Source organism: Actinacidiphila yeochonensis CN732 (genome assembly GCF_000745345.1).
Classification (GTDB): Bacteria; Actinomycetota; Actinomycetes; order Streptomycetales; family Streptomycetaceae; genus Actinacidiphila; species Actinacidiphila yeochonensis.
In genome coordinates this window covers 1004976-1029456 of sequence record NZ_JQNR01000004.1, presented here as the reverse complement: position 1 = coordinate 1029456, position 24481 = coordinate 1004976, and the positions used below count along the sequence as shown (strand labels likewise).

19 protein-coding genes and 1 pseudogene are annotated in these 24481 nt (G+C 73.2%); 7 read left to right on the top strand and 13 right to left on the bottom strand.

What is annotated here, in order from left to right:
- Window positions 1-38: 38 nt before the first annotated feature.
- Complete coding sequence (locus BS72_RS10935; RefSeq protein WP_037908996.1) at window positions 39-959, bottom strand: GNAT family N-acetyltransferase; 921 nt, start codon at window positions 957-959, stop codon at window positions 39-41.
- Window positions 960-1140: 181 nt separating this feature from the next.
- Here BS72_RS10935 and BS72_RS10930 point away from each other — a divergent pair, with 181 nt between their 5' ends.
- On the top strand, window positions 1141-1812 hold the full coding sequence (locus BS72_RS10930; protein WP_051951029.1) for a helix-turn-helix domain-containing protein: 672 nt from the start codon (window positions 1141-1143) through the stop codon (window positions 1810-1812).
- Window positions 1809-2060, top strand: a complete 252-nt coding sequence (locus BS72_RS10925; protein ID WP_037908993.1) for a DUF6126 family protein — start codon at window positions 1809-1811, stop codon at window positions 2058-2060. The genes BS72_RS10930 and BS72_RS10925 overlap by 4 nt, the downstream gene beginning before the upstream one ends.
- Before the next feature lie 139 nt (window positions 2061-2199).
- Here BS72_RS10925 and BS72_RS10920 read toward each other — a convergent pair whose 3' ends face one another.
- Window positions 2200-3879, bottom strand: a complete 1680-nt coding sequence (locus tag BS72_RS10920) for a glycosyl hydrolase family 95 catalytic domain-containing protein (protein WP_407638956.1) — start codon at window positions 3877-3879, stop codon at window positions 2200-2202.
- Window positions 3880-4061: 182 nt separating this feature from the next.
- Window positions 4062-4409 (bottom strand): annotated as a pseudogene (locus BS72_RS39835) (glycoside hydrolase N-terminal domain-containing protein); the annotation flags it as partial.
- Window positions 4410-4837: 428 nt separating this feature from the next.
- On the opposite strand from BS72_RS39835, the gene BS72_RS10915 reads away from it, so the two are divergent.
- The gene (locus BS72_RS10915) at window positions 4838-7213 is read left to right on the top strand and encodes a GH92 family glycosyl hydrolase (RefSeq protein ID WP_051950929.1); all 2376 of its coding nucleotides are present in this window, start codon (window positions 4838-4840) and stop codon (window positions 7211-7213) included.
- A gap of 85 nt (window positions 7214-7298) precedes the next feature.
- Here the strand turns inward: BS72_RS10915 and BS72_RS10910 are convergent, their stop codons facing one another.
- A complete protein-coding gene (locus BS72_RS10910; protein ID WP_037908991.1) occupies window positions 7299-8993 on the bottom strand; it encodes a galactose-binding domain-containing protein in 1695 nt (564 codons plus the stop codon).
- Window positions 8994-9289: 296 nt separating this feature from the next.
- Between BS72_RS10910 and BS72_RS10905 the strand changes: the two genes are divergently transcribed.
- Window positions 9290-10237 carry a N(4)-(beta-N-acetylglucosaminyl)-L-asparaginase gene (locus BS72_RS10905; RefSeq protein ID WP_051950928.1) on the top strand — a complete coding sequence of 316 codons (948 nt, stop codon included), beginning with the start codon at window positions 9290-9292 and terminating at the stop codon, window positions 10235-10237.
- The gene (locus tag BS72_RS10900) at window positions 10234-11067 is read left to right on the top strand and encodes a M55 family metallopeptidase (RefSeq protein ID WP_037908989.1); all 834 of its coding nucleotides are present in this window, start codon (window positions 10234-10236) and stop codon (window positions 11065-11067) included. Before BS72_RS10905 ends, BS72_RS10900 begins: the two co-directional genes overlap by 4 nt.
- A 228-nt stretch (window positions 11068-11295) precedes the next feature.
- Here the strand turns inward: BS72_RS10900 and BS72_RS10895 are convergent, their stop codons facing one another.
- From BS72_RS10895 to BS72_RS10880, 4 genes are all read right to left on the bottom strand, one after another.
- Entirely contained in the window at window positions 11296-12861 is a 1566-nt protein-coding gene (locus BS72_RS10895; RefSeq protein ID WP_407638955.1) for an alpha-L-arabinofuranosidase B, read from the bottom strand.
- A gap of 234 nt (window positions 12862-13095) precedes the next feature.
- Complete coding sequence (locus BS72_RS10890; protein ID WP_037908987.1) at window positions 13096-14112, bottom strand: ABC transporter permease; 1017 nt, start codon at window positions 14110-14112, stop codon at window positions 13096-13098.
- Complete coding sequence (locus BS72_RS10885; RefSeq protein WP_037908984.1) at window positions 14109-15665, bottom strand: sugar ABC transporter ATP-binding protein; 1557 nt, start codon at window positions 15663-15665, stop codon at window positions 14109-14111. The genes BS72_RS10890 and BS72_RS10885 overlap by 4 nt, the downstream gene beginning before the upstream one ends.
- On the bottom strand, window positions 15662-16660 hold the full coding sequence (locus BS72_RS10880; protein ID WP_232792323.1) for a substrate-binding domain-containing protein: 999 nt from the start codon (window positions 16658-16660) through the stop codon (window positions 15662-15664). Before BS72_RS10880 ends, BS72_RS10885 begins: the two co-directional genes overlap by 4 nt.
- Here BS72_RS10880 and BS72_RS38100 point away from each other — a divergent pair.
- Window positions 16650-16829: a hypothetical protein gene (locus BS72_RS38100; protein ID WP_232792322.1), complete on the top strand. Its 180-nt coding sequence runs from the start codon at window positions 16650-16652 to the stop codon at window positions 16827-16829. The genes BS72_RS10880 and BS72_RS38100 overlap by 11 nt on opposite strands.
- A gap of 764 nt (window positions 16830-17593) precedes the next feature.
- On the opposite strand, the gene araA is transcribed toward BS72_RS38100, so the two are convergent.
- From araA to BS72_RS10860, 4 genes are all read right to left on the bottom strand, one after another.
- On the bottom strand, window positions 17594-19099 hold the full coding sequence (gene araA, locus BS72_RS10875; RefSeq protein WP_037908980.1) for an L-arabinose isomerase: 1506 nt from the start codon (window positions 19097-19099) through the stop codon (window positions 17594-17596).
- Between the two features lie 13 nt (window positions 19100-19112).
- Complete coding sequence (locus BS72_RS10870; protein WP_037910045.1) at window positions 19113-19814, bottom strand: L-ribulose-5-phosphate 4-epimerase; 702 nt, start codon at window positions 19812-19814, stop codon at window positions 19113-19115.
- 87 nt (window positions 19815-19901) lie between these two features.
- Entirely contained in the window at window positions 19902-21563 is a 1662-nt protein-coding gene (gene araB / locus BS72_RS10865; protein ID WP_037908977.1) for a ribulokinase, read from the bottom strand.
- Between the two features lie 97 nt (window positions 21564-21660).
- Window positions 21661-22725 carry a LacI family DNA-binding transcriptional regulator gene (locus BS72_RS10860; protein WP_037908975.1) on the bottom strand — a complete coding sequence of 355 codons (1065 nt, stop codon included), beginning with the start codon at window positions 22723-22725 and terminating at the stop codon, window positions 21661-21663.
- A gap of 777 nt (window positions 22726-23502) precedes the next feature.
- Between BS72_RS10860 and BS72_RS10855 the strand changes: the two genes are divergently transcribed.
- Window positions 23503-24036 (top strand): mycothiol transferase, encoded by a 534-nt coding sequence (locus BS72_RS10855; protein WP_037908972.1) that lies wholly within the window; start codon window positions 23503-23505, stop codon window positions 24034-24036.
- Window positions 24037-24067: 31 nt separating this feature from the next.
- Here the strand turns inward: BS72_RS10855 and BS72_RS10850 are convergent, their stop codons facing one another.
- A complete protein-coding gene (locus BS72_RS10850) occupies window positions 24068-24478 on the bottom strand; it encodes a cold-shock protein (protein WP_037908970.1) in 411 nt (136 codons plus the stop codon).
- Window positions 24479-24481: the final 3 nt, after the last annotated feature.

Genomic DNA, 24481 nt, shown 5'->3' with positions numbered 1-24481 from the left:
CAGGGCGGCGAGCGGGGCAAACCCTGCCGGGAGCGGCACTAGTGTTCGGTGCTCGGGGGAAGTTCGTCCGCGCGCGTCTCCTCCAGAACGGAGTAGCCGACCGCGGTGTAGAGGGACATCGCGACCTCATTGCCGCCGAAGACGTTGAACATCAGGGCCTCGTCGCCGACGGCTGCCGTGATCTGCTCGCCGACGGCCATGGCCGAGCGGCCGTGGCCCCGGCCGCGGAACTCCGGGTGCACCAGCAGCGAGTAGCCGAAGGTGACTCCGGGAAGGTAGCCGTGCCTGAGCCAGCCGTTGCCGATCGGCTCGCCGCCGGCCTGGAGCACCACGAGGGTGGTGTCGGGGGTGGCCACGCCCTCGGGAAGCAGCGTGCGGTAGTCCTCTCCGGCCTTCTGACGCGCCTGCTCGGGCGTCCAGGAGCCGGCCCGCACCATGTCGGCGGCGTAACGTTTCTCCCCGGCAGCCAGCCAGGCCGGGTACTCGTCCTCCGTCATCGGCCGGTACGTCACCCCGGCGGGCGGCTCGGCCGGGGCGGTGAGGACCTTGATCCGGTTCTGGGCGCGTACCGGGTAGTCGGCGAAGACCTCGTCCGGCGCGGCCAGCCGGACGACCAGCTGCCGCGTCCCGCGCTCCGCACACCAGCGGCGCGCCCAGGCGTGGGCCGCGCGGCGGTGGACGCCCTGTACGTCCCGGGCAGGGTCGGTCCACAGCTCGCCGATCCGGCCGGTGGAGGTGCCCTGGCGCTCGGACAAGCCGACGACGACCTGCCCGATCCGGTGGCCGTCGTCGTCGAGGATCGCCGCGGCCGTCCAGCTGCCGCTCTGCTTCACCGCCTCGGCGGCGAGTTCGGTGGCGGCCGGCCCCGGCAGGCCGCTCGCCCGGTAGGCGTCGACGAGGCGCTGCCGGTAGCCGGGCTGCCAGTCGGAGGGGGTGTCCAGGAAGGCGAAGTCAGTCACCCGGGCAGGGTAGGGAGGCCAACTCCCCTGCTGTCCAACGGTTTTCGCGCCACGGGCCGGTCCGGCCCCGGAGGGTTGAGGCGGTCGCGGTCCGGTCCCCCACGGGATCGCCACCCGGGACCATTTGCCTCTGGGGCAAACTTTTTGCCTCAGAGGCATCTCCGGGTGTTCCATGGACGCCATGGACCCCACACAGCCCGGCGGCCGGGGCACCGACCCCGCCGACGGCACAGCGCCCGCGGGCGGCGTCGAAGGCGGCGACAACCCCGTCCTCGCCCCGCGTCTGCGGGAGCGGCGGCGCTCCGCCGGCCTCACCCTGGAGGCCGCGGCGCGACGCGTCGGACTGTCCGCCGCGCACCTGTCGCGGCTGGAGTCCGGGCTGCGCCAGCCCTCGCTGCCCGTGCTGCTGGGCCTGGCCCGGCTGTACGGGACGACCGTCTCCGACCTGCTCGGGGAGACGACCGCCGAGTCGGACCCCATTGTACGCTCCGGGGCCATGCCGGCGGTGCCCGCCGGCGGCTGGACGTACTGGCGGGCGGGCGGCACCGGGCGCGCCATGCAGGCCCTGCGGGTGCACGTACCGGCACACGCGCAGGGCGGCCTGGTACGCGTCCACCCGGGCGAGGAGTGGCTGTACGTCACCGGCGGTGAGCTGGTGCTGACCCTGGGCGAGCAGACGCACACCCTGGCGGTCGGAGACTCCGCGCACTTCGACTCCCTCGTCCCGCACCAGCTGGCAGCCGGCGGGCCGGCCGGCGTCGACCTGCTCTTCGTCCACACCCTGATCCAGAGCGAGGTGTCGGCGCTGTGCGTTACCCCGCAGCCGCCGACCCGCCAAGGAGGCAGACCGTGACCACTGAGACCGCTCAGACCGTCGGGACTTCGCAGCCCACAGAGCCCACCCGGGCCGCTGAGCCCGCTCAGGCCGCAGGCGCGGGGGCCTCCGCCACCGCCCCGGCGGCGGGTGTGAAGCCCACCACCAACGGCACCGAGCACCGCAGGGAGCGCGGGGTCGTCCTGCGGGTCCTCGTCTACGTGGCGGTGGCCCACTTCATGGCGTTCTTCCTGTGGCTGATGTTCGCCGTGATCGGCAAGCGGTGATCGGCAGGCAGTGATGGGCAGGCGGTGAGCCCGGACGGGGCCCGGCCGAAGCCGCCGCCGCCCACCTGGCGCCCCGGCGGGCCCGCCCTCCCGAAGGGGCGGGCCCGCCGGGGCGCTCATCCGGCCGGGGCCGCGTGCCTCACCAGCGCAGTACCGTCTCGCGGCCGGGGGCCAGCCGCACGGCGCGGGTGGTGCCGTTGGCGACCACCTCGGTGGTCCGGCCGCCGGTGCTGCGCACGGTGGCCTCGGTCACCGCGCCGTCCCGCCAGGCCAGGTCGACGGTGAAGCCGCCGCGGGCGCCGACGCCGGTGATCCGCCCCTCCCCCGCCCAGGCGGCGGGCAGCGCGGGCAGCAGCTCGATCCGGCCGGGCCGGGAGTACAGCAGCATCTCCACCATCGCCGACGGGGTGCCGAAGTTGGCGTCGATCTGGAAGATGCTGCGGTCGTCCTCCACCTGGTAGATGTCCAGCAGGTTCATCGCCGAGCCGTTGCTGTTGGCGGTGGACGGGCGCAGGTTCGTGGTCACCAGCTGGTAGGCGCGGTCGGCGTCCTTCAGCCGGGCCCAGCACAGCGCGCGCCAGGCGTTGGCCCAGCCGTAGCTGTCCATGCCGCGCGCGACGAGCAGGGCGCGCACGCCGGAGAGCAGCTCGGCGGGTGAGCCGTCGAGGGTGATCCGGTCCCCGGGGAAGAAGCCGATCAGCGGCGAGAGGTGGCGGTGCTGGTCCTCGCCGAGGTTGTCGGGGGACATCCACTCCTCCAGCCACCCGCTGGTGGGGCTGACCTGGGGCAGGTAGAGGCGGGCGCGCAGCCCGTCGAGGGTGGCGCGCAGCGGCGCGTCGCGGCCGAGGGCCGCGCTGGCGGTGTGGAAGTTGCCGAACAGCGCCCACACCAGCTCCTGCGCGTAGGTGTTGCCCACGGCGTCCTGCGGGCCCTGCTCGGGTGACCAGTCCTTGTCGTCGACGAGGACCTCGCGGTCCTGGCCGGTGGCCGGATCGGTGACGGTCATGGACACCAGTCGGGCCTGCCAGAACTCGCAGGCGCCCTTGAGCAGCGGGTAGATCTCGGCCAGGACGGCGGTGTCCTGGGTGTACTCCCAGTGCGCGAAGAGGGAGTTGGCGATCCAGGCGTTGGCCGCCGGGTGCCACCACCAGCCCGATCCGCCGTAGAGGTTGGTGGAGAAGGCGACGGCCCATCCGGCCACCTTCCCGGAGGAGTTGCGGAAGCGGTTGCGCGGGTCGTTGTAGAGGCGGCGGGTGGTGTCGGTCCAGGAGGGGAGCTGGGCCAGGCAGTACCTGGTGAACGCGTCGAAGCAGCCGGGCAGGCCGGTGCGGTCGGCCATCCAGTAGTTCATCTGGACGTTGATGTCGGTGTGGTAGTCGCCCATCCAGTCCGGGTCGTTGCCGTCCAGCCAGGGCCCCTGCAACCCCATGGGCACGCTGTCGCGGGAGCCGCTGATCATCAGGTAGCGGCCGAACTGGAGGTAGGCGGCTTCCAGTTCGGGGTCCGGGGCGGCGCCGTCCCGGGCCCGGTCGGTGAGCCGGGTCCAGGTGTCGGCGGCGCGCTGGGCAGCACTCGACGGACCGAGGTCCACCGACATCGTCCCGAACAGCCGCTGGTAGTCCGCCACATGGGTGGAGCGCAGGGCGTCGGGGTCGGTCGCGGCGGCGGCCCGCGCCTTGCGGCGGGACAGCGCGAGCGGGTCGGCGCCCGGGTCGCGGTAGCCGCGTGCCGGGTCGGGGGCGTAGTCGGTGCCGCCGCTGAGCACCACCAGCAGGTCGGAGCAGCCGGTGAAGGCCAGTCCGTCTGCGGTGGCCCGCACCGTGCCGGTGCGGCTGACGGCGGTGACGGCGGCGGCGTAGCGCAGGCCGTTGTCGAGGGCCGCGGAGAAGGAGAGGGTGGCGCCGCCCGAGGGCCGGCCGGGGCCGCGGTCGCCGCGGCCTCGCCGTGGGTGCCGGCCAGCGCGATGGTGCCGGTCAGGCCGCCTCCGGGCTGGGTGAGGCGGAGCACGACGGCGTCGTCGGGGTGGCTGGCGTAGACCTCGCGGCGGTGGGCGGCGCCGCGCTGCCGGTACTCGACGGCGGCCAGGGCGTTGCTGAGGTCCAGGGTGCGCCGGTAGCCGGTGACGGTCTCCGGCGTGTGGTCCGGCAACTCCAGTGTCAGGTGTGCGAGTTGGGTGAGCGATCCGAACTCCACCCGCTCGTAGGGGAACTGGCCGTCGTCGTCGAGGACGTCGTTGAGGCCGCCGGTCCACAGGGTGCTGTCGGTGACGTAGAGCGTCTCGCGCGCGGGGTCGCCGCCGGTGAGGGCGCCGAGCCGACCGTTGCCGACCGGAACGGCCTGCTGGATCATCACGTCCTCGGCGGCGGGCGTGCTCCACCACAGCCGCAGCGCCTCGGCGTCCGGAGTGCGCGGATCGCCGGCCGGGCGCCGCGGTTCGGCAGCGGCCGCGGTGAAGGCCGGCAGGCCCATCGCGGCGATCGAGCCGGCGGCTCCGGCACCCGCGAGGGCGATAAAGCTCCGACGACTGGGCGACCGGCGGGGGCCTGGCTGAGAGGCAGTCATAAGGGTGGCGTCTCCTGGAGGATGACCTGCGAAGTCCGGTGAAGTCTTCTGGTTTCTGCCAGTTCCTGCTGTTTCTGCTGATCACTTGCCAGCGGTGCAGGAGCAACATAAAACTGTTAATTAATGGTTTCAAGACCTTGAGCGATCAGGGACAGCCAGGGACGGCCAAGTTGACAACCGTGTCGCCCAGCGCGACATCCGATGTCTGGAGGAGCATGTCCACATCCGAGCACGGTGACGCGTTCAGCAGGCGGGGATTTCTGCTCGCCGGAGGCGGCGCGGCGGCAGCGGCGGCGCTCGGCGCCGCGGCGCCCACCGCGGCGGCGGCCGACGGGGCGTCGGAGGCGGCAGCCGCCAGGGGTCCGGTCGCCGAGCCGGCCGGCGCCGCGACGGCCGCCGGCACGTCCGCCCGGCGCGCCGCGGTGGACTGGATCAACCCGCTGACAGGGGCCCTCACCACCTCCGCGGACACCGCCTGCGGCAAGACCTTCCCCGGCGCGGTGGTGCCCTTCGGCTTGGTCCAGCTCAGCCCGGACACCGTCAGCGGCGGCGACAACGGCAGCGGCTACTCCGCCGACATGACCACCATCGAGGGGTTCAGCTTCCTGCACCTGAGCGGCATCGGCTGCTACGGCGACCTCGGCGAGCTCCAGGTGATGCCGCAGACCGGCGACCTGGTGACCGGGCGCGACGCCGCCAAGAGCCCGTTCGACAAGGCCACCGAGACCGCCGAGGCCGGGTACTACGCGGTGGAACTCGACCGCTACGGCGTACGGGTCGAGCTGACCGCGGCCGAGCGCGCCGGCATCCTGCGCTGCACCTTCCACGACGCCGGCACCGGCCGGCTGAAGGTGGACCTGTCACGGCGCATCGGCTTCGACGGCACCCACACCGTCACCCAGGCGCTCACCCTGGTCGACGCGCACACCGTGGAGGGCACCTTGACGGCCGACCGCTCCGGCGGCGGCTGGATCTGCGGCAACGGCCCGGTGTACACGGTGTACTTCACGATGTGCTTCGAGCTGCCGATCACCCGGCTCGACACCTGGGACGGCGGCACCGTCACCCAGGGGGCGACGGGACTGGCCGGCGCGAGCGACGACGCCGGGTTCTTCGTCGAGTTCCCGGTCACCGCCGGCCAGCAGGTGCTCCTCAAGGCCGGGCTGTCGTACACCAGCATCGCCGGTGCCCGGGCGAACCTCGCGGCGGACATCCCGGGGTGGGACTTCGACGGCACGCGGAACGCGGCCCGGCGGACGTGGTCGACCGCCGTCGGCAAGGTGGCGGCCAGCGGCGGCACCGACGAGCAGCGGGAGATCTTCTACTCCGCGCTCTACCACACCATGATCGACCCGCGGATCTCCAGCGACTCCGACGGCTCCGGCCGCTTCGGCGACGGCCCCGTCCGCCACGACGACTTCACCCACCGCACCGTGTTCAGCGGCTGGGACGTCTTCCGGGCGCAGTTCCCGCTGTTGACGATCATCGACGAGCAGGTCGTCGCCGACCAGGTCAACACGCTGCTGGCGCTGACCGGTTCGGGTGCCGTCAAGGGCCTGGCCCGCTGGGAGCTGCTGGGCACCGACACCAACACGATGGTCGGCGACCCGGGGATCAACGTCATAGCGGAGGCCTACCTCAAGGGCGTGCGCGGCTTCGACGCGGAGACGGCGTACCAGTACTGCCGTGACGTGGCCCTGGGGCCGGCCGAGTCGTCCAACCGCAACGACTTCGGGAACTGGTCGAAGCTCGGGTACTGCGTCGACACCAGCCTGTCCACGACGCTGGAGAACTGCTACTCCGACTACGCCCTGGCCCGGTTCGCCCGGGCCCTCGGCAAGCACGCCGACGCCCGCACGCTGGAGGGCACCTCCCAGAACTACCGCAACCTGTTCGACGCGGACGCCGGCTGGTTCCGCGGCCGCAACGCCGACGGCAGCTGGATGGGCGACCAGGACGGCTGCGTGGAGTCCACCCCGGAGCAGCAGGGCTGGTTCGTCCCGCACGACATCGACGGCCTGGCCGGCCTGATCGGCGGGCGCGACGCCTTCAACACCCGGCTGAACGAGCTGTTCGAGCAGACGCCGCCGGAGGCGATGCGCACCTGGAACGACAAGTACAACCACTCCAACGAGCCGGTGCACCACCTGGCGTTCATGTTCGTGTACACCGGCGCGCCCTGGCTGACGCAGAAGTGGTCGCGGTACGTGTGCCAGTACGCCTACGGCACCGGGCCCTCGGGGCTGATCGGCAACGACGACTGCGGCCAGATGTCCGCCTGGTACGTGCTGGCCGCCTCCGGCCTCTACCCGGTCGCGCCGGCCAGCGGCGTGTACGTCATCGGCAGCCCGGTCTTCGACGAGGTCGCCTTCACCACCAGCCGCCGCACCCGGTTCACCGTCGAGGCCCGCGACAACTCCGCGGACAACCTCTACGTGCGCTCCGCCGAGCTCAACGGCCGCCCCCTGCACCGGGCGTGGCTGCGCCACGAGGAGGTGCTGGCCGGCGGACGGCTCACCCTGCGGATGGGGGCGGAGCCGAACACCGCCTGGGGCAGCGACCCGAAGTGGGCGCCGCCGTCCGCGGTGTGATCCCAGGCCGGCCGAGGCCGCACCTCCGCGCGTCGCCGGTCCGGCGCGGGAGGTGCGGCCCGGGTCCGGGAGGTCCGGGGTGCGGTCAGCCGCTGTAGACCTGGAGGCCGGAGAGCTGCCCGGCCGGCCAGCCGGTGTTGGCGGTGAAGGTCAGCCGCAGGTAGCGGGCGGTGGCCGTGGACGGCAGGGTGATCGTCGCGGTGTTCCCGGTCGCCGGGTCGAAGGTGTAGCCGGCCGAGGCGGCGAGCTGGCCGAGCTGCCCGGGGTCGGTGCCGCCCGTCACGCCGAGCGTCTGGGTGCGGGCGCCCCAGGCGGTGGACGGCGGGAGGGTCAGCACCAGCCGCCTGACCTGCGCCGCCGAGCCGAGGTCCACCTGGAACCACTGCGGGAAGGCGTTGTCCGTGGACTCCCAGTAGCTGTTCGGGTCGCCGTCCACCGCGTTGCCGGAGGCGTAGACCTGGGTGTGGCCGCTCTCGGAGGTGGACTTGTGCAGGGCCAGGTCGGTGTTGGGGCTGCCGCCGGTCCCCGAACCGCTCACCACCGGCTGGGTGGGCCGGGTGGCGGTGAGCGCGAGCTGGCCCTTGAGCATCCGGCCGCCGTCGCCGGTGAGCCGCAGGTAGTAGTCGGAGGAGCAGGCGGTGCCGTCCTCGTCGAGCGCCAGGAAGCCGGAGTTGGTGGGCACCCACGCCTGGGACTCGGCGGTCTTGCAGATCTGGTTGCCCTCGTTGAACTCGTCGAACATGGAAATGTAGACGCTTTTCACCCCGGCCCGCACGTGGTCGTAGAACTGCCGCCACATGAAGTCGCCGTGGGCGCGCTGGCGCCCCGTCACCGAGCCGGGCAGCACGCACGGCTGGTAGTCGATGCCGTAGGCGGCGCACTCGGCCAGGTCCGGCACGGTGGCGACGGTGTAGAAATTGTCGGCGTCCGCGACGCTGCCGATCCGGCCGACCATCCACGGCGAGAGCATGTGGAAGGCGTGGTAGACGTCCGAGAACCCGGCCCGGGAGTCGCGGTCTCCGGTGCGCCACCAGGTGGGCACCCCGCCGATCACGTAACATCCCTGCGCCTTGAACCAGTTGACCACGTCCAGGCAGGCGTCGGCGGCGAACGGCCGCTGGTTGTCGTTGAAGCCGAAGCCCCAGATGCACACCACCGGCTTGCCGTTCTGCACGGCGTAGGCCGAACTGGCGGTGTGGGCCTGCATCTTGTTCGTCCAGTCGGTCTTGATCTCGGACTGCATGTTGGTCCAGTCCGAGACGTCGTACATGATGTGGAACTTCCGCCCGTACTTCTCGGCGGAGCTGCGCACCTTCTGTGCCATCGCGTCGCGGGTGGGGCCCTCGGAGCCGTTGGGGTTGAAGCGCTGGAGGGCGGCGGTGTCGATGCCGTTCTGCTGGAGCCACAGGAAGTGCGTGTCGACCGTCTGCTGGTCGTAGGAGGAGAAGAGGGTGGCGGGCTGGCCGTTGCCGAGGGCGGCGTAGCCGGTCTGGTAGGTGTGGGTGTACTCGCGGACGTCCGGCCAGGCCACGATGGTGGTGTTGGACGGGGAGGGCGCCTGGCCGGAGTTGGCGCTCCAGTGCCACCAGGCGTTGATCGGCGCGCCGTCGCCGACGCAGGCGAACCAGCCCTGGTAGCCGACCGTCACCTTGCCGACGACGTCGCCGGCGGCGCTGGCCGCGCTCGCGGCCCCGGCCCCGGCGGTCTGGACTCCGGCGGTCGCCCCGACCGCGGTGGCGGCCACCGCCGCCTGCAGGAACACCCGACGCGTGACACCCATGCGGATTCTCCGATCGGTCGTCGTCTCCCGGCGCCGCGGGCCGTTCCGTGTGCCGGCACCCGTCCGGCGGCCTGCGCCGGATGGTAACGAGGTCGACACGACACCGCAATAGACGGCGCATCAGGCGAAATATTTGACAGAACTCACGCAAGAACGCGGAGTGTCAGGCCGACCCTCAACCGTGGCGAGGGCCACAGCGCCCCGACCGTGCCGCCGGGCCTCCCGGGTGCGAGACTGCCCGCGGCGGCCGGCGCCCGACGTACGCGCAGGTCGCGGCGAGTACGAGGAGGTACGACGTGGCGGAAGCGATCATCATCGGCAGCGAGCGCAGCGAGGCCGGGCTGCCCACCGGCATGGAGGTGCTGCGGCGCGGCGGCTCCGCGCTCGACGCGGTCGAGGCGGCCATGCGGCGCTGCGAGGACAACCCGGCCGACCACTACGTCGGCACCGCCGGCCTGCCCAACGCGCGGGGCGTGGTGGAGCTGGACGCCTCCCTCATGACCGGCAGCGACCGCCGCTTCGGCGCGGTGGCGGCGCTGAAGAACTACCCGAACCCCATCTCGGTGGCCCGCGCCGTGCTGGAGAAGCTGCCGCAGCACAGCCTGCTGGTGGGTGAGGGCGCCGCGCTCTTCGCCGAGGAGAACGGTTTCACCACCGCCGACCTGCTCACCGAGGAGTCGCGGGAGCTGTGGCGCAAGCAGGTCGCCGACTCGCGCGGGTCGGTCGAGGGCGAGAACACCGCGGCCACCGACGGCGACGCCCGCTACCGGGAGAGCGCGCTCGCCCTGATCCGCCGGCTGGCCCCGCACGACGGCCCGTGGGGCACCATCAACATCATCGCGCTGGACGCCACCGGCGAGATGTGCGTGGGCGTGTCCACCTCGGGCTACCCGTACAAGTACCCCGGCCGGGTGGGCGACTCGGCGCTGCCGGGCGCGGGCAACTGGTGCGACCTGCGGGCCGGCGGCGCGGCCTGCACCGGCCGCGGCGAGCTGAGCATGCGCGGCGGCACCGCCCGCACCATCGTGGACCTGCTCGCGGCCGGCCAGGACCCGGCCGACGCCTGCCGGGCCGCACTGGCCGACGCGGCCACCCTGCCCGACGACTTCCGCGCCGAGCTGCGCGCGCTGGCGCTGACCCCGGACGGGCGGCACGGCGGCGCGGCCGGCCAGCAGGGCAGCGTCTACGCGCTGATGACGGACGCCTCCACCGAGCCGGAGTTCCGGCCCAGGAGCGTGCTGTGAAGGTCTTCGTCTCCTCCGACATGGAGGGCACCGCCGGCGTCGTCGACTGGGCGCAGTGCCGCCCCGGGCAGCCCGAGTACGAGCACTACCGCGGCCTGCTCCAGGCCGAGGTGAACGCGGCCATCGAGGGCGCGCAGGCCGCCGGGGCGCGGGAGTTCCTGGTCAACGACTCGCACTCGACGATGGCGAACCTGCGGCCGGCGGAACTGGGCGGGCGGGCCCGCTACCTGTCGGGACGGCACAAGCCGCTGTACATGATGCAGGGGCTCGACCCGTCCTTCGACGCGGTCTTCTTCGTCTCCTACCACGGCTCCATGTCGGGCTCCCCCGCCACGCTGTCGCACACCTACAACCCGGCGGCGATCAGCGAGGTGCGGCTGAACGGCGTGGTGGCCGGGGAGAGCGGGATCAACGCGCTGGTGGCGCTCGGCCACGGGGTGCCGGTGGTGCTCGTCACCGGCGACGAGACGACCGCCCGCGAGCTGCGGCCGTTCTGCCCGGGAGCCGCCGCGGCGGTGGTGAAGACCTCGGTGTCCCGCTTCGCCGCCGACAGCCTGCACCCGCACGACGCCCGCGAGGTGATCCGGGGCGCCGCCCGCCGCGCGGTGCAGTCCCTGGCCGCGGGGGCTCCGCTGCCGGCGATCGAGCTGCCGGCGACGCTGACGGTGCGGATGCGCAACCCGGATCTGGCCGAGATGGCCACCTGGGTGCAGGGCGTCCGCCCGGACCCGGCCGACCCGGTGGCGGTGTCGATCACCGACGACGACCCGATCCGGCTGTACCGCACCTTCGTCACGGTGGTGCTGCTCACCCGGGGCATCGCCGAGTAGCCCCGGCGGACCGCCGACGCGGTTCGCCCGGTGTCGCCCCGGCCCCCTGCGGGCGTTCTCCCCGCCGCCCGCGTGGAGACCTGCCGAGCCGTGTCGGCCCGGCACCGGCCGGGGCGGGCGGGGCGGGCCGGGCGGGCGGGGCGGGCGGGGCGGGCGGGGCGGGCCGGGGGGGTGCCGCCCCTGGAGGGCGGCACCCCTTTGCTCCGGGTAGGGGTCGCGCGGCCGGGGTCAGGCCCAGGAGGCGGCAACCACCCAGCTGGTGTCGTCGCTCCAGGACGTGGCGCTGTCCCACGCGTTGGAGCCGCCGTCGCTGGCGATGTACACGGAGTAGTTGTAGTGGCGCAGGTACTTGTTGGTGTAGTTGACCGACTGGAACGAGTACCCCTGCCCGTTCTGGCCGGTCTGCGGGCAGAACGTGGCGTCCTGCGCGAACTGCGACGTACCGTCGTCGGCGTTGAGTTGGAGCGCGTAGTTGTAGTGGCGCAGGTACTGGCCCGAGTCGTTGGCCGACTCGAAGGAGACGCAGGAGCTGTTGGCCAGGCCCGCCCGGACGATCCAGCTGGCGTCGGCCTTGTCGGTGGCGGAACTGGACGAGGAGACGGCGGAGATGACGACGTTGCTGTCGGCGTCGTCGTGCCGGACGTAGTCGGTGGTGCAGCACGAGGTGGTGGCGCGCAGGGAGATCTTCGTGCCGGGCGTCAGCGCTCCGGAGCCGGTGGAGGAGGAGGTGGCGTAGCCGACGGAGGTGATGTTGGCCTGGACGGCGTTCTCGGTGGCGTCCGAGGGGTAGCCGGAGGTCATCACGCCCTCGTAGAAGGTGCCGGCCGAACTCTTGCTGTTGTCACCGCCGATGCCGAGGATGATCGCACCCTCCTTGTGCATCGGGTTGTACCCCGAGACGTTGGGCCGCGCGCCGCTGTAGTACGTCGACAGGCCGCCGGACTGGGCGTTGCCGCCCCGGATCGCCCACTGGTTCGGCTGGCCCTTGACCATCGCGGTCTGGTAGCGGTTGCTGACGCTCGGGTCGTTGGCGTTGTAGCCGGCGTTGACGCCGGAGAACAGGCCGTTCTCCAGGTCGGCCATCACCCACGGCCCGTTGCCGGAACCGTAGCCCCAGACCTTGATGTTGCCGAAGTAGATCGCCTCCATGTGGCCGTTGCCGGTGTCGTTGTTGCTGGTCTCGGCGTTGCCGTAGTCGAAGCAGCAGCCGCCGTTGTAGTGCGTGCCGTCCAGCACCGCGTACATGCCCTCGGCGGCGTCGCCGGTCGCGATGCCCGAGGTCCGGTCGTCGCGGTAGCCGGTGCCGGGGGCCACGAACACGCCGTACGCCTTGTGGCCGGCGACCGTGGTGGGGGCGGCCGTGGCGTTGGCGAGGGCGTCCGGGCCGCCGGCCGCGCCGCCCGCGGGGGCCTGGGTGAGGTTGTTGCCCTTGCCGGACTGGTCGTAGATGACGGTGATGACGCAGGTCGTGCCGGAGCAGAAGGAGTCCTGCGCGGCGGCGTTGGCGTAGCCGCCGGCGCTCAGCACCCCGATGTCCTTGGTGGTGTTGTCCGAGGCGCGCCGGACCTGGTAGAGCGAGCCGTTGTACGCCGAGTACAGCGCGCGCGTGGTGCTGTGCGCGGCCACGCAGGGGGTACCGCCGGAGGCGTACAGGTCGCAGGGCAGCGAGCCGGCCGCCTGCGACGCCTGGGTGCCGCCGACCAGGACGCCGGCGACGAGTGTCCCGGCGGCGGCGGCGGACAGCGCCCACTTTCTGAGCCGGCGCAGCAGTCGGGACGGTGCGGGTGCGGACACGGGTCCTCCTCTGTGTGTGGGGATGCCGAGCAGGTGCTCGGGCGTGTGGGGGGAGCGCTCCGGCCGCTGTCAGGACGGCCGGAGCGCACGGAGGGAGGGGCGGCATGTCGCGGGCACGCCGACGGCTGCCCCGCGCCGCCGGGAGGCGACGGCGCGGTCAGGCGCGTTCGGACGGTCGGGGGGCTCCCGTCGGGGTGGCGGCCCGTCCGGAAACGACGGTTCGGGTCGTGCGGGTCAGCCGCGCCGGGCGATGCTTCTGGCTCGCAGCCGGTCGGCGGTGATGGCCAGGCCGAGCACGCAACCGAGCACGATGTCGGTGTAGTTGGGGTTGATCTGAAGAGTCGTCAGACCGTTGTTGATGAGTTCGAGCAGGATCGTGCCGGCGACGATGCCCAGGATGCGGCCCTGCCCGCCGACCAGGCTGACGCCTCCGATCACCGCGGCGGCGATGGCCGAGAGCTCCCAGCCGACGCCCACCCCGCTCGCGGAGCCGACCCCCATCCGGCCGAGCACCAGGATTCCGGCGAACGCCGACAGCAGGGAGCTGGTGACGTACATGGACACCACCCGCCGGTCGCCGCGGATTCCGGCCAGCCGCGCCGCCTCGGGGTTGCCGCCGACGGCGTACACCTGCCGGCCGGCGTAGGTGCGCTCCAGGAAGAACCAGGCGACGACCGCGACGACGACGAACAGGATGAGCGGCAGCGGCACCTGGGCGACGTAGGTCTGCCCCAGGTCGCTGAACGTGCCGCCGATGCCGGTGATCGAGGTGCCGGAGGTGATGGCGAGCGTGACGCCCTGGGCGACGGTGTACGTCACCAGGGTCACCACGAAGGGGGCCATCTTCAGCCGGGTGACCGCCAGTCCGTGCACCAGCCCGACGGCGCCGGCGATCAGCAGCGTCAGCAGGATCGCGACGACCGGGGGCAGCCCGGCCCGGACGTTGAACCAGGACATCAGGATGACGCTGGTGCCCAGCAGCGCGCCGACCGACAGGTCGATGCCGCCGGTGAGGATCACCAGCGACTCGCCGATCGCGATCAGCCCGTACTGGGCCAGGTCGAAGCCCATGCCCTGGAGGTTGACGGCGCCGGCGAACGAGGACTTGTCCAGTGCCAGCGCGACGAACACGATCACGCAGGCGGCGACCACCCCCACCTCGGGCGTCTCCAGCAGCCGGCGGGCGAGCGGCCCGCGTCCGCCGCCGCCGGCCACCGCCTCGGCCGGCACCGCGGCCGTACTGGTCTTCATGCGCTCGCCTTCCCCTGCCTGGCCGCACCGGTCCGCGTGCCGGCCGCCGCCGTCATGATCACTTCCTTGCCGAACCGCTCCCGCGGCAGGTCCGCGACGATCTCGCCGTGCGACATGACCACGATCCGGTGGCAGATCCACAGCAGCTCCTCCAGTTCGGAGGAGGCCACCAGGACCGCCAGGCCGTCCTGCGCGGCGGCGTCGATCAGCGCGTAGATCTCCGCCTTGGCTCCGACGTCCACCCCGCGGGTGGGCTCGTCCAGGAGCAGCAGCCTGGGCTCCGCGGCCAGCCAGCGGCCGAAGACCGCCTTCTGCTGGTTGCCGCCGGACAGGTCCGCGATCGGCTGCTCCTGGCTGCGCAGCCGAACGCCGAGGTCCTTGACGATCCGCGCCGCGTGCTCCCTGTCCGCGCGCGGCCGGAGCACGCCGCGCCGGCTGATCCGGCGCAGGGTCGCCAGTGTGACGTTCCACCGCACGGAGTGCGACGGCAGCAGCGACTGCGCCTTGCGGTCCTCGGGCACCAGGCCGATGCCGGCCCGGACCGCGTCGGCCGGATGGCGCGGGTGGAACGCCGCCCCGTCGAAGAGGACCTCGCCGCCGGTCCGCGGCTGGGCGCCCATCACGGTGTGCAGCAGCCGGCTTCGGCCGGAGCCCATCAGCCCGGCCACGCCGACGATCTCGCCCGCCCTGACGTCGAGGTCCACCGGCCCCAGGCCGTCGGCCGTCAGGCCGCGCACGGACAGGGTGGTGGCCCGCTCGACGGAGGAGGGCGGGGCGAGGTCGGCACGGGCCAGCTCGCTGCCGACCATCTCGCGGATCATCCGCTCCTCGGATGCCTCCTCCGGAGCGAGGTCGGCCACGAGCCTGCCGCCGCGCAGGACGACGACCCGGTCGGCGACCGCCCGCACCTCGTCCAGGCGGTGCCCGATGAAGAGCACCGCTCCCCCGGCGGCGGCGTGCCGCCGGGCGAGCTCCAGCACCCGGCCGGCCTCGACCGGGCCGAGCGAGGAGGTCGGCTCGTCCAGGATGAGCACCACCGGGTGGTGGCCCCACGCCTTGGCGATCTCGATCATCTGCCGGACCGGCACCGGGAAGCGCTCCACCGGCCGGTCGACGTCCACCTGTCCGATGCCGACCTCGGCCAGCAGCGCCCGTGCCTCGGCCCGGGTGGCGGAGCGGTCGACGACGAACCGGCCGACCGGTCCGCCCGCGGCCCGTGCCGGGCGCCGGCCCAGCAGCAGGTTCTCCGCCACGCTCACCTTCCCCACCAGCGGGAACTCCTGGGCGACCAGCGCCACCCCGAGCTCCCGCGCGTGGTCGGGCCGGCCGGGGGTCAGCGCCCGCCCGGCGACCTCGACGGCGCCGGTGGTGGGGGTGACCGTCCCCGACAGCACGCCCATCAGCGTGGACTTTCCGGCCCCGTTCTCACCGACCACCGCGACGATCTGGCCACGTGTCAGGTCCAGGCGCGGGATGTCCAGCACCTTCACGGGGCCGTAGGACTTGGTGACCCCGCGCAGCGACGCGGCGATCTCGCTCCCGACGGCCGTCATCCGATGCCCAGTTGGGTGAGCTTGGCCTGGTAGTCCGCGAGGTTGCCCTGCGTGACCAGCCCCACCCCGGAGCTGAGCGTCGTCCCGTCGGACTCCAGGTAGGGCTGGACGATCCTCATCGTGGCGTCCTTGCCCAGCACCTTCAGCGCGGCCAGCAGGTACGCCCCGGTGTACCCCTGCTGGTAGGGCTGCTGCAGCACGGTGGCCTGGATCACCCCGGACTGGACGAACTTCAGCGTCTGCGGGTCGCTGTCGTCGGAGATGATCTTCACCTTGCCGGCCTTGCCGGCCGACTGCACCGCCTGGCCGGCCGACGGTCCGTCGTACGAGTACACCCCGTACAGGCCGTTGACGTTCGGGTTCGTCTGGATCACGGTCTGCGCGTTGGACAGCGCCTTCGACGCGTCCATCGCGTCGCTCAGCTTCTGCACCACCTTCACCCCCGAGCCCTTCAACGCGTCCTCGAACCCGGAGATCCGCTCCACCGCGTTGGAGGTGGTCAACGACCCGACGAGTACGGCCACCTGGCCCTTGCCGCCGAGCGCCTCCTTCATCGCCTCACCGGCCTTCTGCCCGGCCTCGTAGTTCGGCGTCCCCAGGTACAGCGCCGCGCCGTCCTCCTTGGGCAGCGGGGAGTCGATGGCCAGCACCGGGATGCCCGCCTTGTTCGCGGACGAGATGGGCGCCTTGATCGCCGTCGGGTCGATGGCCGACACGCTCATGCCGGTGATCCCCTGGCCGCGGAGCGTCTGGATGATGGACAGCTGCTGGTCCAGCCGCCCGTTCGCCGGCGCCTGGTAGGTGCCCTTCACGCCGAGGTCGGACACCCCCTTGTCGAAGCCGGTCTTGCCCGCGTTCCAGTAGTCGGTCGCGACGTTCACCACCATCGCGAGATCCTGCTTGGACAGGTCCTTGCCCGCCAGGGCCGCCTTGAGGGCGGCGTCGAGCTTGGCCAGGTTCGCGTCGTTGAAGGTGATGTCGCCCTTGATCGTCACCGCCGGCGCGGACGCGCTCGAACGGGAGCCGGAGCCCGCCCCGGAGCCCGAGGACGTGGACCCGCCGCCGGCGCCGCTCTTGCTGCACGCGCCGGCCGCCAAGACCGCCACCACCGCCACCCCGGCGACGCCCCACCGCACCGGCCGCACCCGCCGGCCCGCGCCCTGACCCGATCCCGACCGTCCGCCGGACCAACCGCTGGACCGAACACCACGCATGATCGACATCCTCTTCAGAAGGGCCTCGCGGCCTGTTAGCGCTCACATCAAGACGGAAGGACTGCCGCGCAAGCGCCCACCTGCGGCACCCGCGAGGGGACGCCGGCACGCGAGCGCCGTTGGCGCCCGCCCTTCCCGGCCGGCGGCCGATCCGGACGGCCGGACACCCGCACCGCCGCGCCGACGGGACCGGAACCGGGACACCGCGCCACTTATGTCATGGACCTGACACGCCTGAACGCGGCGACGGCACCGCTGCCGCGTCGGCGCTCCTTCGCATGGCAGAGAGTGTTAGCGTTCACCGGCATGGCGTCAAGGCGTCGGGGCGAAGAAAAGAGCCGTCCGCGATGGCGCCTCCACTACACCCGAACCGTCGCCGGTCCGCCCAAATCACCTCTCCGGTAGGCGCGTTCGGGTGGAAATGGCTGTATATGACGACGCGTCAGAGCATGCGAATGTCGCCCTGAATCTGACGGCTCATCAATGCCGTCGATCGCCGGACGCCCGCACCGCACAGGGGCTGTTCGCGCCGAAAGCGGCGCCCGGCCCGGGTCGAGACCGGGCGGAAGCACCGCTGCCGGCCCGGTCCGGCCCGCCGCGCCGGCCCAGCGGCCGGCCGTGCCCACGCGCCGCACGGCCCGGGCCGGAGCCGGTCCCGGAGCCCGGGGGCCAGGGCCCCGGCGGGCCCGGGACCCCGGGCGCGGGGCCGTCGGCTCAGAGGCCGCCGGCGAGCCGGTAGTACGCCTGGTTCCAGCGGATCTCCTTCGCGAACTGCCGTATGTCGGTGGTCTCGTCGATGAGCAGCAGCTCCGTGCGGAGCATGTCGGCGAAGTCGCCGAGCACCTCCGGGCCCACCGCCGAGGTGAGCACCGTGTGGTGCGGGCCGCCCGCGGTCAGCCACGCCTCCGTCGAGGTGCCGAGGTCGGGGCTGGGCCGCCAGACGGCGCGGGCGACGGGGAGGCTGGGCAGCTCCTCCAGCGGCGGGACGACGTCGATCCTGTTGGCGACCAGCCGGAACCGGTCGCCGATGTCGGCGAGGCCGACCACGACGGCCGGGCCGGGCGCGGCGTCGAAGACCAGCCGGACCGGGTCCTCGCGCCCGCCGATGCCCAGCGGGTGGATCTCGCACCTGGGCCGGTCCGCCGCGATGCTGGGGCACACCTCCAGCATGTGCGCGCCGAGGATGAGCTCCTCGCCGGGCACCAGGTGGTAGGTGTAGTCCTCCATGAAGGAGGTGCCGCCAGGCGCGCCCGCGCCGGCCGCCTTGAGGGCGGCCAGCAGCGCGGAGGTCTTCCAGTCGCCCTCGCCGCCGAAGCCGTAGCCGTCGGCCATCAGCCGCTGCACGGCGATGCCGGGGAGCTGCCGAAGGCCGCCGAGGTCCTCGAAGTTGGTGGTGAAGGCGCCGAAGCCGCCGTCGTCGAGGAAGGCCCGCAGGCCCAGTTCGATCCGGGCGGCGTAGCGCAGGGCCTCGTGCCGGCCGCCGTCGTGGAGCAGTTCGGGGGCCAGCCGGTAGGCGTCGGCGTACTCCTTGACGAGGGCGCCCACGGCCGCGTCCTCGACGGCGTCCACCACGGCCACCAGGTCGTTGACCCCGTAGGTGTTGACGGACACCCCGAACCGCAGTTGCGCCTCGACCTTGTCGCCCTCGGTGACGGCGACGTCGCGCATGTTGTCGCCGAAGCGGGCCAGCCGCAGCCGGCGCAGCGCGTCGTGGCCGAGGGCGGCGCGCATCCAGCCGTGGATGCGGGGCGCCGTCCGGGGGTCCGAGACGTGGCCGGCGACGGTCTTGCGGGCGACGCCGGTCCTGGACTGGATGTACCCGAACTCCCGGTCGCCGTGGGCGGCCTGGTTGAGGTTCATGAAGTCCATGTCGATGGTGGCCCAGGGCAGCGCGGTGTTGGCCTGCGTGTGCAGGTGCAGCAGCGGCTTGCGGAGCGCGTCGAGGCCGGCGATCCACATCTTGGCCGGGGAGAAGGTGTGCATCCACGCGATCAGCCCGACGCAGGCCGGGTCGGCGTTGGCCGCGAGGACGAGGGCGAGGATGGACGACGAGTCGGTGAGCACGGGTTTCCACACGACCCGGGCCGGGGCGTCCGGGGCGGCGGCGAGCTGGTCGCTGATGGCGCGGGACTGCTCGGCGACCTGGCGGAGGGTGTCCGCTCCGTAGAGTCCCTGGCTGCCGGTGAGGAACCAGACCTCGGGTGCGGCGGGCGGTGTCATGCTGGCAGGCTCCTCACTGGGCGGACGGCCCGGGCTGGCCGTAGACGTTCCGGTAGCGGTCGTGCAGCCGGTCGACCGCGTCGGGGTCGATCGGCAGCGGTCGGCCGAGCTGGCGGGAGATGTGCACGCTGCGGGCGACGTCCTCGCACATCACCGCGGCCTTCACGGCGGCGCGCGGGTCCTCGCCGATGGTGAACGGGCCGTGGTTCTGCATGAGCACGGCCGGCGAGCGGTGCCCGGCGAGGGTCTCCACGATGCCCCGGCCGATCGAGTCGTCGCCGATCACCGCGAACGGTCCGACGGGTATCTCGGCGCCGAACTCGTCGGCCATGGCGGTCAGTACGCACGGCACCGGCTCACCGCGGGCCGCCCAGGCGCAGGCGTAGGTGGAGTGGGTGTGGACGACACCGCCGACCTCGGGCATGTGCCGGTAGACGTAGGCGTGGGCGGCGGTGTCGGAGGACGGCGACAGGTCGCCGTCGACCACCTCGCCGTCCAGGTCGCAGACGATCATCGACGCGGCGGTCAGCCGGTCGTACGGCACGCCGCTGGGCTTGATGACGAACAGGTCGTGCCCGGGGACCCGCCCGGAGACGTTGCCGCCGGTCCACACGACCAGGTTGTAGCGGACCAGTTCCTGGTGCAGGGCGCTCACCTCCTCGCGGAGCGCGGCGACCGCGGCCGCCGTGCCCGGGGGGAGGGAACCTGCGTTCATGACCATTGCCGACCTCGAAGAAGGTGGGAGGAGGGTGGGGTGGGTGGATGTGAGCGCTCACAACACCAAGGGTGAGCGCTCACACCGCTAGCGGGAGAGTGCGGCCGAGCGCAGCTCTCGCAGCCGGTGCATGACATCGCTGCCGCCCCGACCGAAGTGGTCGTGCAGTGCGCGGTACTCGGCGTACAGGGGCTCGTACGCCGCCGCGCGGGCGGGGTCGGGGGTGTAGGCGCGCTCCTCGCGGCGGCCCATGGCGGCCGAGGCGGCGCGGATGTCGGGGTGGACCCCGGCGGCCACCGCGGCGTGGATCGCCGACCCGAGGGCCGGGCCCTGCTCGGAGGAGAGCAGGTGGATCGGGCGGTTCAGCACGTCGCTGTAGACCTGCATCAGGAAGCGGTTCCTCAGCAGCCCCCCGGCCGCGGTGAGGTCGGCCACCGGGACGCCGGCCGCCTCGAAGGCGTCGACGATGGTGCGGGTGCCGAACGCGGTGGCCTCCACCAGGGCCCGGTAGACGTCCTCGGGCCGCGTATCCAGCGTCAGCCCCACGACCAGCCCGGACAGGTGGTGGTCGACCAGCACCGAGCGGTTGCCGCTGTGCCAGTCCAACGCCAGCAGCCCGTGGCCGCCGACCGGTTGGGCCGCCGCCCGCTCCGTCAGCAGCTCGTGGACGCCGATCCCGCGGCGGCGCGCCTCCACCGCGTACTCCTCCGGCACGGCCGTACGGGCGGCCCACGCGAAGATGTCGCCCACGCCGCTCTGTCCCGCCTCGTACCCCCACAGTCCCGGCACCACGCCGTCACGGACCGCCCCGCACATGCCGGGGACCTCGGCGAGCACGTCGGAGTTCATGATGTGGCAGGTGGAGGTGCCCATGATGGCCAGCATCCGGCCGGGGTCGAGGGCCTGGGCGGCCGCGCTGGTCACGTGCGCGTCGACGTTCCCGGCGGCCACCACGGTGCCCGCGCGCAGCCCGGTCAGCTCGGCCGCCTGGGCGGTGACCTTGCCGGCGGGGGCGCCCAGCGGCGTCAGCGGGTGCTCCAGCTTGGCGGTGAAGCCGGCGAACCCCGGGTGCAGCGAGGCGAGGAAGCCCTCGTCCGGGTAGCGGCCGTTCTGGTGGATGCCCTTGTAGCCGGCGGTGCACGGGTTGCGGCTCTCGGCGCCGGTGAGCTGCCACACGATCCAGTCGGCGGCCTCGATCCAGCGGTCGGCGGCGGCGTAGACGGCCGGGTCCTCGCGCAGCACCTGGAGCGCCTTGGCGTACTGCCACTCGCTGGAGATCTTCCCGCCGTAGCGGGCCAGCCACGGCTGTCCGCTCTCCTCGGCCCGGGCGACGATGAGGTCGGCCTCGGGCTGCGCGGCATGGTGGCGCCACAGCTTGGGGTACGCGTGCGGGCGCCCCGAGAACTCGGGCAGCTCGCACAGCGGGGTGCCGTCCCAGGTGGTGGGGAGCACCGTGCAGGCGGTGAAGTCGGTGGCGACGCCGACCACCTGCTCGGGCCGCACCCCCGCGGCGGCCAGCGCCCGGGGCACGGCGACGCGGAGCACGTCGCGCCAGTCCTGGGGCACCTGGAGCGCCCAGTCCGGTGGCAGCGGCGTCCCGCCCGGCAGCCTGCGGTCCACCACCGCGTGGGTGTACTCGTGCACCGCGCTGCCCAGCTCCCGGCCGTCCTCGACGGCGACGACCAGGGCGCGCCCCGAGAGCGTGCCGAAGTCGATGCCGACGGTGACGGCGGGCGGATCGGTGGTCATGGTCTCCTCCAGTCGTGGGCGGCGCGCGCGGCGGCCCGCTGGGGCGCCGCCGCGTTCGCCTGCGGATGCGGTGCGTCCGTCGGGACGGGTGCGTCCGTCAGGAAGGGGTGCTGCTGCCTCGGACGATCAGCCGCGGCTCGATCACCACGCGCTCGTCGTCGCCCTCGGTGCCGCCGGACTCCAGGCGGCTGACCAGCAGGCGGATGCTCGCCTGGCCGACCGCGGCGAAGTCCTGCCGGACGGTGGTCAGCGGGGGCATGAAGAACTCGGCCTCGGGGATGTCGTCGAAGCCCGCGATGGCCACCTGGCCGGGGACGGACAGACCCGCCTCGCGGAAGGCGCGCAGCACCCCGAGGGCCATCTGGTCGTTGGCGACGAAGACGGCGGTCACCTCCGGGGCCCCGCGGCCCGCGGTGCCCGCCGCCACCCGGCCGGCCAGCTCCTGGCCGGCGCGGTAGCCCGACAGCGGTGTCCAGTCGCCCTGGAGCGGCGGCGGCACGACCGCGCCGGCCTCCTCCAGTACCGAGCGCCAGCCGCCGATCCGGGCCTCGGCCTCCAGCCAGCTCGGCGGCCCGGCGACGTGCCAGACCGTCTTGTGGCCGGCCGCCAGCAGATGGCTCGTGACCATCCGCGCGCCCAGTCGCTGGTCGACCGACACGCCGGGTATCGGCAGGCTGTGGCCGCCCTCCACGGTCACCACGGGGAAGGGCAGACGCAGTTCGGCCAGTGCGCTGACCGCCTCCCGGTGCGGGACGATCACCACGATGCCCTCCACCCCCCAGTCGCTGAGGTGGTCGATCGCCTCCTTCAGGGCGGCGGCCGAGTAGCTGCGCAGCGTGACCGCGGAGACCATGTACCCCTCGTCACGGGCCGCCTCCTCCAGGCCGAAGAGCGTGCTGGAGGGGCCGAACAGCGTGGGGTTGCAGGCCACCACGCCCAGGGTGAGGGTGCGCCGGGTGACCAGCGCCCGTGCCGAGGAGTTCCGCCGGTACCCCAGCTGCTCGATCGCCCGCAGGACCTCGGCCCGGGTCGATTCGCGCACGTTGGGGTGGTTGCTCAGCACCCGCGACACCGTCTGGTGCGACACGCCCGCGACCTGGGCGACGTCCGCCATGGTGGGCGCCTTCCGGGGGCCGCCGGTACGGTCAGCGGTCTGCGACATGGGGCTCCGATCCGTGATGGGCATCATTGTTAGCGTTCACAGGCAGGGGCGTCAAGGGAGCTGCGCCAAACCGGAAGGAAAGCCGCGGAGCCGTGCTCGGGGACGCTCTGCGGGGCCTGGCCACCGACGGAGGCGCGACCCGCCGGGCCTCGGCGGGGCCGACGCGGAGACGGCCGGCCCGCCGTTCGGCGAGGCGCCGTCGCGACGGTGCCGCACGCGCCCGGGTGCGCCGAACGGCGGCAGCCACGTCGTCCAACCCGTCGACCGGCGGCGTCCGGACGGAGTGGCGCACCGCGGACCGCGTCGCCACGCGCGGCGCGCCGCGTCGGACGATGGGCCGGCCGGCGCCCGTCCCCGGCGCCCGGCGCCCGGCAGGACGTACGGGCCGAACCGCACCGAGGCCCGACCGGGCCCGCCTGGCACCGCGAACCCGGCAGCGGTCGGCCCATCGTCCAACGCGGCGCGGCGCGGCGGACGTCCTCGGACGTCGGGCGCGGGACACCGGGCGCGCCGGCTGCGGACTCCGGCTCCCTCGGCAGGCGCGCGACCAGCACACGGCTCCGGCACGCTGGCGCAGCTCTGCCTGTGAGCGTTAACACGCCAGAAACAGTCCGCCGCCGAGGGCGGCGCCACGTTGATCCGGACCGCCGACAGCTCCGCCACCCGCCCGCGGGAGGGCACCGCACCGGAGGCCCGCGCCGTCCCCGCCCGTCCCGTCCCGGCGCGTCCCGTCCTGGCGTGCCGCGCCGACGTCCGGAGCAGCGCTAGGGTCGGAGGGTGCCTCAGCCGCCCGAGCAGACGCCCGCGCCCCTGGACGGTCCGGCCACCGCGGCGGTGGACCCGCGTGAACTCCTCCTGGGGTACCTGGACTGGTACCGCGAGACGCTGGAGCGGAAGCTCGCCGGGCTCCCCGACACGCTGCTGCGGGCTCCGGTCGAGCCGATGGGCTGGTCGCCGCTCGGCCTGGTGCAGCACCTCGGCTGGGTCGAACGCCGCTGGATGCGCTGGGGGTTCGCCGCCGAGGACGTCATCGCGTACCCGGCCGGGGGCGACGCCGAGGAGTGGGGCGTGCCGGCGGGCCGGAGCAGCCAGGAGGTGCTGGCCGGCTACCGAGCGGAGGTGGCGGCGGCGACCGCGGTCGCGGCCGCCGCCGCGCTGGACGACCGGGCCCGGCTCGGCGGACGCTTCCGGACCCCGGAGGACGCGCCCACTCTCGGGCGCATCCTCTTCCACCTGCTCCAGGAGTACGCCCGCCACGTCGGGCAGCTCGACATCGTCCGCGAGCTGCTCGACGGCACGACGGGCGAGTAGCCGGGCCGAGGCCCGGGCACGCCCGGCGCGCTCAGTCCTCGATCCAGCCGTGGCCCTTGCCGAAGCGGACGAACTGGCCCCGGATCTGCACGATCTGCTCACCCGTCAGCCAGGGCGCCGACTTGATCAGCAGCTCCGTGACGTCCCGGGTGTACTCGTCCTCGCTGAGCACGTCGCACATCGGGTCCTCCAGGTCGCCGCCGCCGACGGGACGCGGCGTCCGGCTGACGGGGTCGGCGTCGTGCGCCAACCGGACCGAGGAGGCCTTCAGCCCCCGCTCGCCGTCCTCGACCTCGAACTCGACCTGCACTCCGGAGCGGACGAACGACTCCGGGATCAGCAGATCGTTGACGTGCAGGAAGACGTCCTCCCCACCGGTCTCCGGTGCGATGAACCCGTAACCGCGCGCACCGTCGAACCGCACGACCCGACCGGCAACCATGCC

What these genes read in the sequence shown, in the direction of transcription:
- araA (WP_037908980.1), bottom strand. Translation starts at nt 19,099, where the DNA reads ATGACACCGCCCGCCGCACCCGAGGTCTGGTTCCTCACCGGCAGCCAG.
- BS72_RS10850 (WP_037908970.1), bottom strand. Translation starts at nt 24,478, where the DNA reads ATGGTTGCCGGTCGGGTCGTGCGGTTCGACGGTGCGCGCGGTTACGGG.
- BS72_RS10915 (WP_051950929.1), top strand. Translation starts at nt 4,838, where the DNA reads ATGTCCACATCCGAGCACGGTGACGCGTTCAGCAGGCGGGGATTTCTG.
- BS72_RS10870 (WP_037910045.1), bottom strand. Translation starts at nt 19,814, where the DNA reads ATGAACGCAGGTTCCCTCCCCCCGGGCACGGCGGCCGCGGTCGCCGCG.
- BS72_RS10910 (WP_037908991.1), bottom strand. Translation starts at nt 8,993, where the DNA reads ATGGGTGTCACGCGTCGGGTGTTCCTGCAGGCGGCGGTGGCCGCCACC.
- BS72_RS10860 (WP_037908975.1), bottom strand. Translation starts at nt 22,725, where the DNA reads ATGTCGCAGACCGCTGACCGTACCGGCGGCCCCCGGAAGGCGCCCACC.
- BS72_RS10885 (WP_037908984.1), bottom strand. Translation starts at nt 15,665, where the DNA reads ATGACGGCCGTCGGGAGCGAGATCGCCGCGTCGCTGCGCGGGGTCACC.
- BS72_RS10930 (WP_051951029.1), top strand. Translation starts at nt 1,141, where the DNA reads ATGGACCCCACACAGCCCGGCGGCCGGGGCACCGACCCCGCCGACGGC.
- BS72_RS10890 (WP_037908987.1), bottom strand. Translation starts at nt 14,112, where the DNA reads ATGAAGACCAGTACGGCCGCGGTGCCGGCCGAGGCGGTGGCCGGCGGC.
- araB (WP_037908977.1), bottom strand. Translation starts at nt 21,563, where the DNA reads ATGACCACCGATCCGCCCGCCGTCACCGTCGGCATCGACTTCGGCACG.